Source organism: Helicobacter aurati (assembly GCF_003364265.1).
Lineage (GTDB): Bacteria > Campylobacterota > Campylobacteria > Campylobacterales > Helicobacteraceae > Helicobacter_A > Helicobacter_A aurati.
Map to the genome: position 1 here is coordinate 63,496 of NZ_NXLW01000004.1, position 14,042 is coordinate 77,537.

At 35.4% G+C, this 14,042-nt stretch carries 15 protein-coding genes, 2 tRNA genes and 1 pseudogene; 9 read left to right on the forward strand and 9 right to left on the reverse strand.

The genetic code is table 11. From position 1 onward, the window contains the following. Window positions 1-3: 3 nt before the first annotated feature. The 3 genes from secG to CQA66_RS03155 form a co-directional block, all read right to left on the reverse strand. On the reverse strand, window positions 4-486 hold the full coding sequence (secG, locus tag CQA66_RS03145; RefSeq protein ID WP_104763175.1) for a preprotein translocase subunit SecG: 483 nt from the start codon (window positions 484-486) through the stop codon (window positions 4-6). Between the two features lie 104 nt (window positions 487-590). Continuing rightward, on the reverse strand, window positions 591-1,418 hold the full coding sequence (locus CQA66_RS03150) for a plasminogen-binding N-terminal domain-containing protein (protein WP_158657017.1): 828 nt from the start codon (window positions 1,416-1,418) through the stop codon (window positions 591-593). A 150-nt stretch (window positions 1,419-1,568) separates the two neighbouring features. Further along, window positions 1,569-1,874 (reverse strand): hypothetical protein, encoded by a 306-nt coding sequence (locus CQA66_RS03155; RefSeq protein WP_147289199.1) that lies wholly within the window; start codon window positions 1,872-1,874, stop codon window positions 1,569-1,571. A 62-nt stretch (window positions 1,875-1,936) separates the two neighbouring features. On the opposite strand from CQA66_RS03155, the gene CQA66_RS03160 reads away from it, so the two are divergent. Then, a complete protein-coding gene (locus CQA66_RS03160; protein WP_104763178.1) occupies window positions 1,937-2,293 on the forward strand; it encodes a P-loop NTPase family protein in 357 nt (118 codons plus the stop codon). Continuing rightward, window positions 2,266-2,880: a hypothetical protein gene (locus CQA66_RS03165; protein ID WP_104763179.1), complete on the forward strand. Its 615-nt coding sequence runs from the start codon at window positions 2,266-2,268 to the stop codon at window positions 2,878-2,880. Before CQA66_RS03160 ends, CQA66_RS03165 begins: the two co-directional genes overlap by 28 nt. 479 nt (window positions 2,881-3,359) lie before the next feature. Here CQA66_RS03165 and CQA66_RS09125 read toward each other — a convergent pair whose 3' ends face one another. Next, on the reverse strand, window positions 3,360-3,578 hold the full coding sequence (locus CQA66_RS09125; RefSeq protein WP_147289200.1) for an MBL fold metallo-hydrolase: 219 nt from the start codon (window positions 3,576-3,578) through the stop codon (window positions 3,360-3,362). 332 nt (window positions 3,579-3,910) lie between these two features. Next, entirely contained in the window at window positions 3,911-4,954 is a 1,044-nt protein-coding gene (locus CQA66_RS03170; protein WP_104763180.1) for a YeiH family protein, read from the reverse strand. Window positions 4,955-5,066: 112 nt separating this feature from the next. On the opposite strand from CQA66_RS03170, the gene CQA66_RS03175 reads away from it, so the two are divergent. Then, window positions 5,067-6,215, forward strand: coding sequence for a bifunctional chorismate mutase/prephenate dehydratase (locus CQA66_RS03175; RefSeq protein ID WP_104763181.1), 1,149 nt, complete (start codon window positions 5,067-5,069; stop codon window positions 6,213-6,215). Between the two features lie 82 nt (window positions 6,216-6,297). On the opposite strand, the gene CQA66_RS03180 is transcribed toward CQA66_RS03175, so the two are convergent. Together CQA66_RS03180 and CQA66_RS03185 are read right to left on the reverse strand one after the other, a co-directional pair. Next, window positions 6,298-6,374 (reverse strand) — tRNA-Met (locus tag CQA66_RS03180). A 33-nt stretch (window positions 6,375-6,407) separates the two neighbouring features. Then, window positions 6,408-6,482: transfer RNA gene (locus tag CQA66_RS03185), tRNA-Gln, on the reverse strand. Between the two features lie 119 nt (window positions 6,483-6,601). Here CQA66_RS03185 and CQA66_RS03190 point away from each other — a divergent pair. The 6 genes from CQA66_RS03190 to queF all read left to right on the forward strand — a co-directional run bounded on the left by CQA66_RS03190 (window position 6,602) and on the right by queF (window position 11,720). Then, on the forward strand, window positions 6,602-7,630 hold the full coding sequence (locus CQA66_RS03190; RefSeq protein ID WP_104763182.1) for a bifunctional 3,4-dihydroxy-2-butanone 4-phosphate synthase/GTP cyclohydrolase II: 1,029 nt from the start codon (window positions 6,602-6,604) through the stop codon (window positions 7,628-7,630). 109 nt (window positions 7,631-7,739) lie between these two features. After that, entirely contained in the window at window positions 7,740-8,783 is a 1,044-nt protein-coding gene (recA, locus tag CQA66_RS03195; RefSeq protein ID WP_104763183.1) for a recombinase RecA, read from the forward strand. 592 nt (window positions 8,784-9,375) lie between these two features. Then, window positions 9,376-9,774 (forward strand): hypothetical protein, encoded by a 399-nt coding sequence (locus CQA66_RS03200; protein ID WP_104763184.1) that lies wholly within the window; start codon window positions 9,376-9,378, stop codon window positions 9,772-9,774. Between the two features lie 18 nt (window positions 9,775-9,792). Beyond that, window positions 9,793-10,428 carry an NUDIX hydrolase gene (locus tag CQA66_RS03205; RefSeq protein ID WP_233707747.1) on the forward strand — a complete coding sequence of 212 codons (636 nt, stop codon included), beginning with the start codon at window positions 9,793-9,795 and terminating at the stop codon, window positions 10,426-10,428. A gap of 42 nt (window positions 10,429-10,470) precedes the next feature. Further along, the gene (locus CQA66_RS03210; protein WP_104763185.1) at window positions 10,471-11,208 is read left to right on the forward strand and encodes a hypothetical protein; all 738 of its coding nucleotides are present in this window, start codon (window positions 10,471-10,473) and stop codon (window positions 11,206-11,208) included. 8 nt (window positions 11,209-11,216) lie between these two features. Next, window positions 11,217-11,720: a preQ(1) synthase gene (gene queF / locus CQA66_RS03215; RefSeq protein ID WP_104763186.1), complete on the forward strand. Its 504-nt coding sequence runs from the start codon at window positions 11,217-11,219 to the stop codon at window positions 11,718-11,720. Between the two features lie 212 nt (window positions 11,721-11,932). On the opposite strand, the gene CQA66_RS09665 is transcribed toward queF, so the two are convergent. Together CQA66_RS09665 and CQA66_RS09670 are read right to left on the reverse strand one after the other, a co-directional pair. Then, window positions 11,933-13,063 (reverse strand): methyl-accepting chemotaxis protein, encoded by a 1,131-nt coding sequence (locus CQA66_RS09665; RefSeq protein ID WP_411698717.1) that lies wholly within the window; start codon window positions 13,061-13,063, stop codon window positions 11,933-11,935. A 45-nt stretch (window positions 13,064-13,108) separates the two neighbouring features. Beyond that, window positions 13,109-14,008 (reverse strand): annotated as a pseudogene (locus tag CQA66_RS09670) (cache domain-containing protein); the annotation flags it as partial. Window positions 14,009-14,042: the final 34 nt, after the last annotated feature.

Here is a 14,042-nt window from a genome sequence, read left to right on the forward strand (position 1 = left end):
TAATTATTGAGAATTTGTAGGTTTTTGTTGTTCTTGGTGTTGTGAGTCAAAAGGCGGTATGGGCTGTGAGTTATTTATTGTCGCATTGTCCTTGCTTGTCCCTGTTATATTATTTTGATTAAGTATGGGTTGTTGTTGATTGGCATTAAGATTAGGATTGCTAAGGGGTGTTGTATTATTTGTGTTGAAGCCATCAAATGGTACGGAAATAGGCAAAGTTTCTTTAGGCAGACTGATTCCGTCTGTAATACTTTTGTTGGCTTTAACATTATATAAATATCCTAATGCAACGGTATTTACTATAAATACCAATCCTAAAAACATGGTTATTTTTGCCATGAAGTTTGCTGGACCTTTAGCACCGAAAAGACTCTCATTACTTCCGCTGTAAGCACCTAAGCCAATGCTCGAGCTTTTTTGCAACAGAACTACTGCTACTATGCTGATAGATAGAATAACTTGTATAATAATTAGGATGTCAGTCATTATTTGCTCCTACAAATAGCAAATTTAGGATAAAGATCCTATCTAAATAAGATTAATAATACAAAATGCAATTTAATGTGCGGAGTTGATAAAGGCTAGTGCGGTTATTGAGCGTTACCTGCTTGAATGAGAGAATCATAATAGCCAAAGTAATCCTTACGACTTTTTTTGGAAGCAAACATATAGGTTAGTGAACCGCCACCGTCAAAATCTATGCGCGTATAAAAAGGCGATTGAGGAGTAATATGGGCGGGCAATGTGATATTGTGCTGATGGATAGTTTTTAGATTCTGGCAATTAAGCACGGCGAGTGTGTTGCTACCCATGATAAAAACCAAGCCGACAGCGTATTCATTGCAAGCGGCAGGCAACGTTTTGCTAGTTGGATCGTGCTTGCCTCTTGAGTTAAGAAATCCCATAAGTAAATCCGAGCTAACAAAGTCAATAAAAGGATATTGTGCCTTTATGGCATTATAGGTTTTTTCATCGGGGGCAATTAAGAAAGCTTTGTTGTTATAACTTCTAAAGATGACTTTATCATTCTTTTGTGGTGTGATTCTAGGTGTAGGCAAATAAGGTTGCTGCAATTGAGTAAAAGGCAATATTTTAGCCGTAGCGGTTGCTCCATTGACATTTATAACTTCAACACTTGCTGCAATTCCTTGGTAGGATTCCAAATCGCGCATAACAATTCCCGTTTCACCCACCTTGAGACTCATAGCGGGAAATGTAATAAACGTTGCGTTGTTAGATTCTGCGTTTTCTACATCGCCAATTTGCGTTATTTCGATTTGTGTAAGATTTTTGATTTCTGCAATAGATTCATGACTCATTGCGATTTTAAGTGAATCATTCTCAATATTGCTTTTGTCCGTATTACTTTGTACGTATAAACTACTACACAAAAACAACATAGCGATATATCGTAGCATAATCTTCTCCATTCTGAAAACCAAGATTATAACTTAAGTATTTTAATAGATACTTGTGTATAGGCAATGTGTTGCTTCTTACTTGTGCTTGCAAGCAAAAAGAGATTAAAAAGTATGGAGCAGAGATTGCAGTGCATAATCCTCCTTTGGTCATGTTTGCGCTTGTATTTCCCAATAGCAACGAAATAATGCACGTCCTATTTCAACTCTTGAATTAATAGGATCTGATGAGACTTGTTCTTTGTAAGAATCTATCGTAGATATTAATACTGAAATAGAGCAATTAGAGTCTTTGTGTTCTGATTGTTTTTCTCTTGTAGAGGGAAATGAAAATGCCTTTTTACAAAATAAAGCTCGCATAGAATCCACTTTAACATCTTTTAGGGTTAAGTCGACGTTTCTTAGGTTTATGGCTAAAGAGATATAGAGCTTTTTTAAATGTAAAAGGATTAACATGCGCGAGCAATTAGATAAATTTTATTACTCACTAGAACAGCTTAAAGTCGTAGGTTATGTCTATGACAAAAAAGAATGGAGAGCTTGCACGAGAATATATCCAAGCTGCTGATTATATCATTTTCCCAATTAGTTCAGATTCTCCTTGGCAGCAAGATGAAGCTAAGGAACTTAGAGATCTCTTACAACCACAAAGCAATGCCGACGTAGACCACGATGTTTTTTATCAAGAAATCAAGAAAATTATAGATGATAAAAAGCCCGTTATTGTCATTCTCAACAGGAAACAAAACTATGATGAAAAAACGATGCAAAGGGTGGCAGACAAAGTCTATGATAATCTTGAGAAAGTTCAATTAACAAGGGAAGATATAGGAAAGAAGCTCACAGTTTGCACAGTGAATGCACGAGCGCGCTAAGGGGAAAGCTTGAGGGCAAAAATCTCCTTTTAGAATCTAGTAAATTAGCAGAGTTGGAGTTGCGTATCAAAAAATTATTTGCAAAAAGTGGGATTGCAGAGATTATGCGTACTTGCAATAACAATATTGCGACATTTGCCACACAGGTTAAGCGATCCATCGATAGCAAGATTGATAATGAAGAAGCAAAAATATTGCAGGAATGCCTGACTTCCTTAGAGTCAACAAACAGAGATGAACGTTCTAATCTTGATTCTATAATTAATGAGGAATCAAACCGATTATTGAATGACTTACAACGTATACCTTATGAAGAAGCTGCACGTGCTTCTTCGCACTTAGCTTCTACTCAAGAGCAAATACAACAAAAACTTAATGGAGAATTGCAAAGAATCGTAGATGAGATTAAGAGTGAAGTTTGGCATGTGCAGGCAGAATATGCAGCAATCACTCATGGTGATTCTGATTCTAGCGATACTCTTTCTACCCTTGCAGCCCTAGCAGACATGGTTGGCAAGGTAGTGGTATTAATCCCCCATCATCCTATAGCGAAAATAGTCGCGCCTATCGCGCTAGCTGCTAAATAAATTCTTAATGTGCTTAGCGATGCAGAGCGAGAAAAAGAGAAGCGCAGGCAATGCAGTACTATAATAGTATAGACAATACCGTTAGGGAATTAAAAGAGAGTTTTAGAAGAGACAAGCAAAGTACTTGATTCTATGTTTGAATGTGTTATTAAGAAAACAAATGAGCAGATTCAATCAGTTACAACTCATGACAATAAGCTTGCAGAGCTTAAAGAAAGGGTAAGGAATAATATTGAAGAGCGATTGCCTACTTTATTGTAGTGTGGAAACATTGGATAGGTTCGTTTGTTTGTGCGGATTGATTGAAATGAATGTATCAACTTGATGAATGAAGAGTCTTTAGATTCTCTATCAAGAATCTTAGCATTTAGAATCTTGACATTTAGCTTGCCACCAACAAGACATTTCGATGTTTTCCCATAGAGGAATAATTTCCCCAATTTTTGACGTTATAAGCTGAAATTTGATTTTCTTCTGTTTTACTCCCTCTTGATAGAGTTCATAGAGTGATTGCAGTGGCTTACTCCAATGATGCGGTGTGAGTCGATGATGGGCAAATCATCTGCGCTAAAAATATCTACGTCTTTAAAGGGTTGGAAAACAAAAGGAAACGAAGAAGCGCTACTTTTCAATAACGGGTCTAATAAAATAGTTTTATCGCGCAACCAAAGCATAAGCGAGGAATGTCCAAACCACACAACACTATCTTGTGTGTGGGGTTATTTGTAAATTGCTTTTTATATGCGGATTGCAACAAGCGGTTGCGGGAGTAATGTCGAAGTATGAAATGCAATAAGGCTTTTTGGCTTGCTGTTGATAGGATTCTATGATATGCAATTCTTTAGAGGGGAATCGCGCCTTGTTAGTTGAGGTGCGAATCGCTGTTGTTACTAGGCTGTGGTTATGGGCGCTTTGCCGTTATGAAAATACGGTGAGTTTTTACGTTCGTGTAAATTGCGCACTTCTTAACCCCCTGTTGATAAGCAATTAGCAGCACATTGAGATTACCGCTAAGAATCTATTAGCTGAATTATAATAAGTGTAAGCGAGATACCGCATAAACTATGAAAAATCCCCCAATAAATAGGAAAATACAAAGCAGAAAAGCAAGCTTAAAGGCAGCTCCTCCAAAGGTAATAAACTTTTTGAAGTCAATTTGAAGTCCAAGCGCGCACATAGCCATTGTTAGACAAAGAACAGAAAGGAATTTTGCCCATTCAATAAGTGGTGCTGGCAATGCAATCAAAGAGTGTATTATAATTACTACTAAGAATCCTATGGCAAACCAAGGGATATAAAGCTGTTTGTTTGTGGTTGCTTGTGTAGAAAATTTTTCAAGGCATAATGGAATAATAAGCAAGGCTGGAGCTAAGAGCATAACACGAATCATTTTTACAATAAGCGCATAGGTAGCACATTCTTGTGAGATTGCATCTCCTGCGCCAACAACGTTTGCAACTTCATGCAAACTAATACCAATATAGAGTCCTTCTTCTATTACATTAAATGGGATAAAGCCTAGCTTGTAAAGTATCGGGAAAAGAAACATGCCTATTAATCCAAAAACTACAACCGTTCCAACAGCAATAATGCCTTTATGTGGAGCAGATTTGAGAGCAGATTCCATAGCTAGAACTGCTGCTGCGCCGCAGATAGCACTACCTATGCTTACTAAGATGGCTAATTCTTTATCAAGCCCTAAAAATTTTATTCCAATAAAGACACCTAAACCTAGAATCAAAACTACAATTGCTAGAGAAAGCAAGATTCCTATGATTCCAACGTTATTAATATCGCTTAAAGAAACATTGAAACCATAAAGGATAATGCCTAGTCGTAGGATTTTTTTTGCACTAAAAGTAACGCCAGCCTCTAGCTTATTGTTTATAGAAGATGTTTTTTGATAGATAAGTGAAAGTATAATTCCTAAGCAAATGCCAATAATGAGTGGAGAGATGTGTAGCTCTCTGATAATGTTTAAATGTCCGATAAATATACTTGCAAAAGCAATGCAAAGCGCGAGGCAAACCCCTCCTATATAATGAGGTAGGGCGCGGAAAATAGAGTTGTTCATATAGAGATTCCTTATGTAATTGAGAGTATCATTGGGGCTCGAATTGTAGCAAAACATAGTATAATTCTGCTTGGATTCTTGGATCTATCATAAGTAAAATGAAGGAGGTAATATGCTAAACAATAAAGATTCTAAACAGATAGAATCTTCCTTTGATACAGCTGAACACAACGATACTGAAGCCCAAATTGCTGTTTTACGTGAGGAAATTGACAAGATAGATTCTAAGCTCATTACATTGCTTAATGAGAGGTTTGAGTTTGTGAAGCAAATAGGGCATCTTAAGGTGCAAAATAATGCAACCATTTATCGCCCAGATAGAGAAAGATTGATTATCGATAAATTACTAAAATATGCTAGGCAACACAATCTTACCAATTTAAATAAAGAGCGATTAGAATCTATTTTCTATGAAATATTTGGAGTAGCACTCAATATAGAAATGCCACAAAAAATTGCTTTTCTTGGTCCTCTTGGGAGTTTCTGCCATCAAGCCGCAGAAACAAGATTCGGTCCTTTGAGTTATTATTTGCCTGTTAAAACCATTACGGCTGTTTTTCATTCATTACAAAATGGCAATGCAAAATACGGCGTTATTCCACTTGAAAATAACACTAATGGAATGGTCGGAGAAAGCATTGACAATCTAGCGAAGTATTGTTTTAGTATTATAGGCGAGATTGTTTTTGATATTCATCATAGTTTTGCAACCACTGCTAGCTCCCTTACAGATATTGATAAGATTTACTCTAAAGATATTGCATTTGGGCAATGTAGAGATTTTATCAATGATTATAATTTATATGATATTAAGCAAATTGCTGTTAGTTCTACTGCTTATGCCGCGGAACTTGCTAGCAAAGATTCTAAAAGTGCTGCGATTTGTTCCGAAATTGCGGCAAAACTTTATAAATTACCTATTATGTTTCATAAAATTCAAACAAGTTTTAACAATCAAACGCGTTTTGTCATTATTAGTGATTTTTTTAATCCTCGCGCAGAGAATCATAAAACTTCAATATTCGTAAGTATAAAAGACTTTGAAAAGTCTGGATCTTTATTTGAGTTACTACGTGATTTTAAAGAAGAGAATATTAATATTACAAAAATCGATTCACGACCTATTTATTATGATAAAGGTTTTCGTTCAGGATTTTATATGGATTTTCATGGACATAGAGACGATCCAAATATAGCAAGGATTTTTACCAAGCGAAAAGATGAGATTAAATGGCTTGGCAGTTACCCCGTGTTTTATTAAATGTTAAAAGGATCGTATAATTAAGTCAATTTCAAGTATAGAAGTGTTTAAGTTTTGTACTTTGTATTAAAAATTATGATTTTGGTTACGGGAGAGGGATTTGAACCCCCGACCTTTGGGTTATGAGCCCAACGAGCTACCTGGCTGCTCTACCCCGCGATGAGTATAAGTGTATTTGCAAATGTATTTGTTTGGCTGGGGTACAAGGATTCGAACCTCGGAATGGCAGGACCAAAACCTGCTGCCTTACCGCTTGGCGATACCCCAATGAATTAATACATTTGAAATTCAGTGAATTTAAATATAAAGCGTGATTATAACATGTAAAATTTAGAAAGTCAAATAATCTTGCTATAATTTTTATAAAAATAGAGAAAAGGTTCTTTATGTATCAACAGCGAGTAAAAGAAGCAATCAACTCAATAAAAAAAGGCGAAATGATTATTATTATGGACGATGAAGATAGAGAAAATGAGGGTGATTTGGTTATGGCTGGTATCTTTTCTACGCCACAAAAAATAAACTTTATGGCGCAAGAAGCACGAGGATTAATCTGTGTTTCCATCACACAAGATCTTGCTGCAAGATTGGATTTACCACCCATGGTGAGTAAAAACGATAGTAATCATGAGACAGCCTTTACCGTTTCTATTGATGCCAAGAGTGCAAGGACGGGTATATCTGCCTATGAGCGAGATATGACAATAAAACTTATGTGCGATGTGAATACTACACCTAATGATTTCGTAAGACCCGGGCATATTTTTCCTTTAGTTGCAAAAGAAGGTGGCGTGTTAGCTCGCACAGGACATACAGAAGCAAGCGTGGATATTTGCAGACTCGCAGGTGTATTGCCGCTTAGTGTTATTTGTGAGATTATGAAAAAGGACGGTACAATGGCCGGAAGAGGCGACAAATTTCTACTTGATTTTGCCAAAGAGCAGAATCTGAAAATACTTTACGTTTCAGATATTATTCAATATAGGCTTAATTATGAGAATCTTGTTTGTAAAATCACAGAAGAAAATTTTATATTTTTAGGTGTTCCATGTACTCGCGTTATCTTTCGTGATCATTTGGGTTGTCGCCATACTGTTTTTACCTTTCAGACAGATTCTATGCACGTACCACTTGTTAAGTTTCATACAATAAAGAGTGATTTAGCACTTTTAGAGAGCGCAACGGAATTTGATGATCTAACGCGCGGCATTGCAAAGATTCAGAAAGAGGGTGGTTATTGCATATTCTTGAATGCAGATTCTACACAAAATAAAGATGTAAAAAATTACGGTGTTGGTGCGCAAATCTTGCGTTTATTGGAAGTTGAGAATTTTAGATTACTTAGTTCCAGCAAGAGTGAGTATGCTGCCTTAAGCGGATTCAATCTTAAGTTGATAGAGAAAGTAGAAATTTAATTATCTTTGTAGTGGCAGCACCTTGAAGCAATATGTAAATCTTATAGATTTTGTTTATCTGCTAAATATCGTTATAATATGGAATCAATACATTTAAGAAAGGTTCGCAATGGCAATTGATTCTAACAGACAGAAAGCTTTAGAAAATGCGATGAAATTAATTGATAAAGCTTATGGTAAAGGCATGCTTGTACGTTTAGGAGACAAGCAGGTAGAGAAGATTGATTCTATTTCTACTGGTTCTCTGGGGCTTGATTTAGCACTTGGTATTGGAGGGATTCCAAAAGGTAGAATTATTGAGATTTATGGTCCAGAATCAAGTGGGAAGACAACTTTATCATTACAAATTATTGCAGAATGTCAAAAGAGTGGAGGTGTTTGCGCGTTTATTGACGCGGAGCATGCTCTTGATGTGTATTATGCAAAGAATTTAGGTGTAGATACAGAAAATTTATTGGTTAGTCAGCCAGATCATGGAGAGCAAGCTTTAAGTATCTTAGAAACTATTGCATGCAGTGGAAGTGTTGATTTGATTGTTGTAGATTCTGTGGCAGCCCTTACCCCAAAAGCAGAAATAGATGGAGATATGGGCGACCAACATGTGGGGCTACAAGCGAGACTTATGAGTCATGCGTTGCGTAAAATAACTGGCGTGCTTTTTAAAATGAATACTACCGTTGTTTTTATCAATCAGATTCGTATGAAAATTGGTGTTATGGGTTATGGTAGTCCTGAAACTACAACAGGTGGCAATGCACTCAAGTTTTATGCGAGCGTGCGAATTGATATTCGTAAAGTGGCGACTCTTAAACAAAGCGATACGATTATAGGCAATCGAGCAAAGGCAAAAGTTGTGAAAAATAAAGTTGCCCCACCTTTTCGCGAGGCGGAATTTGACATTATGTTTGGTGAGGGAATTAGTCGCGAAGGAGAAATTATTGATTATGGTGTGAAACTCGATATTATTGATAAAAGTGGCGCATGGCTTTCCTATGGTGATAAGAAGATAGGGCAGGGAAGAGAAAATGCTAAGGTATTCTTGAAAGAAAATAAAGAGATTGCTTTAGAAATTGCCAATAAAATAAGAGAACAAATAGGAACAAGTGAAGAAATTATGCCTCTACCTGATGAGTTAGAAAACACAGAGCAGTAGGATTTGTCGCCGTGCAACGTTTATAATCATTAAAGTTAGCAAAAGTAAGTATAATTTATTTGTGTTGCTAATAAAGTTTTAATAGTTGATGATTAGACATGCGATAAAGCAATCCCACAAGAGTTTTGATAGATAAAAGAGCAGAAGTAGACATGTGTAAGTAAACTAATTGCCCCGTGTGCCAGCAAGCGTTTGTTTGAGTGCAATTTGTTTGATGTTGAATCGTACTTTAGAATCTTGTGGAAACTATCAAAAGATCTATGTTCGTAAGAGGTTTTAAGTGTGCTGAAGATTCTAAGAAGTCCAATTGACAAGCTATTATTTTGAATATTTCAGACTTGCATTATGAATATTGCTTTATAGCCGCACAATAACGCTACATTACTCTATCCATCATAAGCTAATTTGCCCATTTTGGATTTTATCATTCAATGAATGCCATTTGATTGAAATATTACCGCGTTGTATTATTGTCATATTAGAATTAAGTTATCGCGTGCCGCAATAGTTAATTTACTGATACAAAGCAATGAGGTTTTGATAGGTTGTATTAGAATATTTTTGGAAAATTTGAGTTTTAAGGAAGATATTTTTGCAGATTATTATCGATTCTTGTCATATTATTATAGCTGCTGTGATAGCCTTGTGTCTTTTTGTTCTGATATTGTATAGAATCCAACGAGGTTCACGTAATCTCAAAGTGCTAGCTGCTGTTGTATTTAGTCTTTGTGTGCTTAGCACAACGATTTATGCTTTTAAACAGAGTTCAGATACCCGAAGAATTGCAGAATTTCAGAAAGCATTTTATGCTGATAAGGTTCTTACATGTAATTATCGCGATTCACAAATTGCCATTCACAAGAAACATTTTATTTATAGATCAGATTCTTTTATGTTTTTGGGCAAGGATTCTCATAAAGGTATAGCCGTGAATATTTTAGATTGTGAAAGTTATCAATCGCCACAAAATGATGAAATTCTTACAGATTGACGTTATATAAGGATGGTTATGGAAAATACAATGCTAATTTATCAAGGTAAAGATGTTTTATTATCTACCCCAGCTAAACCTAGGATTATTAGTGTGGGGTCTTTGGAACAATCTAAATATATTACACTGCATCGAGTTATATTTGAAGAACAAGGCAAAAGAAAAGAGTGGGACATTGCTAAGTCGCATGATAGCGTTGCTATTGTGCTATATCACAAGGATAGAGATGGCTTTATTTTTGTAAGGCAGTTTCGCGTTAGTGTGTTTTTACAAAATGAAAGGCATGGATATATGTATGAGTTATGCGCTGGGTTATGCGATAAAAATGTTGACATAATGCAAACCGTTATCGAAGAATTGCAAGAAGAATGCGGTTATTTTTTATCGGGGGATAATATAATCCCTATTGCCGAGTTTTATAGCAGTGTCGGTATGAATGGAGCAAAACAACATCTTTTTTATGCAGAAGTAAGTTCTCAAGATAAAAGAGCCTTTGGCGGTGGTCTTGCAAACGAAAATGAAAATATCGAGCTTATTTTTGTACCACGGGCGTTAATAAGTGAATTCTTAGACGATGTAAATTGTCCAAAAACGCCTTCTTTATGTTATGGGATTCTTTGGAGTCAATCCAAGATTCTATCTAAGGTTTTTTGATTTTTGTTATAATTGTTTACTTTATGGGCTAAGGAATACATGATGAGTTCCAAAAAACTTGATGTAAGTCTTGCTAAAATAGAATCGTTAAAAGCAAGCTCTTATGAAAAAGATGTCATTCGCAGTGCTTTTTATAACCATCTCAATAAGATTCCTCTTTCTGCTGAAGTGCAACGAACAATGCGAAAATATAATATAAGTTTTGCGCAACAAGATATTGTAGTCGGGAATTCGCAAGCTTTACAGAATCGCAAAAATCATTATAAAAGAACTTATCAACCACAATCCATAGAGAAAAATCATACTACTCGTGATACAAAAGTTTATAAAAGAAGCTACTTAGATTCTTCTGATAACAAATCACAGCAACTTATTGTAATACTCCAAGAAGCAAATGTATTACGTTTAGAATCTGATAAATTGCTCGCACAGTGCAAAGATATTCTGGTTTGTTGTTTTACAGCCAATGAGCTTTCCTACGGTATGATTACTTCGCTCATTACTAATATCACTGATTCTTTTACGAGGAATACACAGGCATTACAAGAGTTTCTTACTCCGTTTTTGGATATGTTCGATGGTTTGCACGACGGTGCTAAAGAAGAGATTTTGCAGAAAGCAAATGTATTTTTGCAAACAATGCGCGATCTTAAGGAGATAGCTACAAACCTGTGTATTAAACTATCTGCTATACGTGCGAAGTCTGTCCTTAAACAAGAGAGCGGTATTAATGATTATTTAGAAGATACAATACAAAAAATGGAAGCTTATTTAAAATAAAGGTTATTATGAAGAAGAATAGCACAACAAAACATCAAAAAATCGGCAAGCTACATTCCTTAGGGAAAAAGACTCATTATCATTTTACCTATAATCCGCAGATTTTAGAATCTGTTCCTAATCCACATCCTCAAGTTGATTATTTCGTTAAATTTAATTGTCCAGAATTTACTGCTTTATGTCCAATTACTGGGCAGCCAGATTTTGCAACAATTTATTTGAGTTATATCCCAGACCGTAAAATTGTTGAATCTAAGTCGTTAAAACTTTATTTGTTTAGTTTTCGTAATCACGGCGGATTCCATGAAGATTGTATTAATATTATTGCGCAGGATTTGATTAAGATTTTGGATCCACGTTATTTGGAAGTATGGGGAAAGTTTACGCCTAGAGGGGGACTAAGTATAGATCCGTATGTAAATTACGGGAAAAAGGGAACGAAATTTGTCAAGATGGCAAGGAAAAGACTATTATTGCATGATTTATATCCAGAGACTATTACAAATCGTTAATGTATAAACTTACACAACGATCCATAAGCTCTTTTATGCGCAAGCATTGTTACTTTTGATTTTTGTAATGAAAATAAATAAAATGTTTGATTTTATATTTATATAAATGCAAGTGCATAAAATATTGTTAGCACCTTACAAAGATATTCTTATTAAGAGTTTTTGGCATTACTTAATATAAAAATAATGTATAAATAGAAAGCAATAGTTTCTTAAAACTTCTTCTTATGAACATCGTCAAAAATTTCTTGTGCTACATTGCTTATATCACGTGTAATCGAGTTAGTACTGTTAGCAATTGTTGTATTTTCTTGCGTTATACTTTCTAATTGTGCCACCGACTCATTGATTTGTGTAATGCCAGCAGTTTGTTCTCTAATAGATTCTGCCATATCATTTACAGACTGCACAAGAAGATTCATGTTTGCTTCTATTTCTCCTAGAGACTTCTGTGTTCTTTCTGCTAATTTTCTTACTTCATCTGCTACAACTGCAAAGCCTCTGCCATGTTCTCCTGCACGTGCTGCTTCTATGGCTGCATTTAATGCTAAGAGATTGGTTTGGTCTGCAATGTCTCTAATGATTCCAATTACATTTTTAATGTCTTCTGTCTGTGAAGTTAACTCATTTGTTTTTTCAGAGATATTTTGCATGGACGAAGTAATCTCTTCAACGGCAGTCGCACTTTCTTGTAGTGAATTTGCTTGCGTATTGTTTGCAGTAATAAGTTTATCCATTGAAGTTTTTAATTCATCGCTCTGTTTAGAAAGCGTGGCAGCAAATGCAGCAGAAGCTTTTAGCATATTTTTGATCTCATCTCCTAGGATATTCGTGGTTATTTCTACAGCACCTTTTGCATCTTGAATAGAATCGGTGAAATCAAGCCGCTTATAGCTTTCAAATACTTTATTAATAGTATTCATATTCGCTCCAACTTTGAGCTGTAAAGTATTTAGCATATTGTTTAACACACGCGATAAATCAATAAGTATAGGGTTGGCGGGAGTTTTTGTAATACGCAAAGTAAAATCACCAGATTCTATGAGACCCAAGACAGAAATCGCTTCTTCAACAACATTCCTATCTTGGGCTATATTGACTTGAATAAGCCCGATACTGTGTTTGATCGCAGCCGTCATTTTGCCTAGTTCATCATTGCAGAGAATTTGGCGATCTTTTATGTCGTCTTTTTCATGTCTTAAAAAGGCAAAAAAGTCAAAAAGATATTCTTGAATATCAAGTATACGATTACTTACACGCCATTTTATATATGCCGCAGTGACTAAGGCTATAAGAAGTACGGCGACAATAGATGCAATAATAATAGTACCTAGTATATGCATTACCGATTCTTGTATGGCATCATTTGGTGCTAGAGCAATGACTGCCCAGTGTTTATCTGTGTTTGGAAGTTGTACGTTAAAGAGTGCAGCGGTTGCTGAAGCTTTGTTTGTGATTGAATAATATTCATATAATCCATTTTTACGTTGTTGGATAGCCGTAAGGATATTTTTTGCATATTCCGTGTTGTTGTGTGCAATAAATTCTGCATCGACAGCTTTAGGATTAGGATGAGAGATAATTACGCCTCTTTGATCGACTAACATACGAATCTCTCCCTCAAAGCTTTTGTCACGTTTAGTCAATATGTCTGTGATTCTATTGATATCTAAGAAAGCACCAATGGCTCCGATTTCTTTTTTATCTCGATCAAAAACAGGAGCGAGGATATTTACTCCAAAAACCTCTCTCCCACCGATATTCATTCGCTTAGGATTCCCAAATATTATATTATTGTTCCCGCCTTTTATAAATTGCTGAAATGCTGAATCATTAAGTATGTTTTTGTCAGCAGGTAATTGGTTGTTGCCATCAGTGATAAAGAGCAATTCATTTGTGTCGAGTTTACTAAGAGATTTTTCTGAGGGAATTATGCTTGAAGAGTCTTTAAAATAAAGATAGCCAAAGGTTATAGATGGATTAGAATCTACTAGACTGTCAACAATATTAAATAGTCTGGCTTCTGTTGGTTGTGCGGTATTTTCAAAAATGCCGTCTATAATCCTTTGTCCAGTGTTAACAGAAATTGCGCCATCGGATAAAATAGAAGCTATTAAGTTGGCATATCTTGCTGATGTATTATTGAGAAGTTTATTTGATTCTTGTGTGAAACTTTCTTTACTAATGTTAGCAATAATAAAAGCAATCGAAATCATGACTATAACTACTATTGATATAACAACGGCAGAAATTTTTGTCCCTATTCGAAGATTCTGAAAAAAAATCATTTGTAATCCTTATAATTAAATAACCGTTTTATTT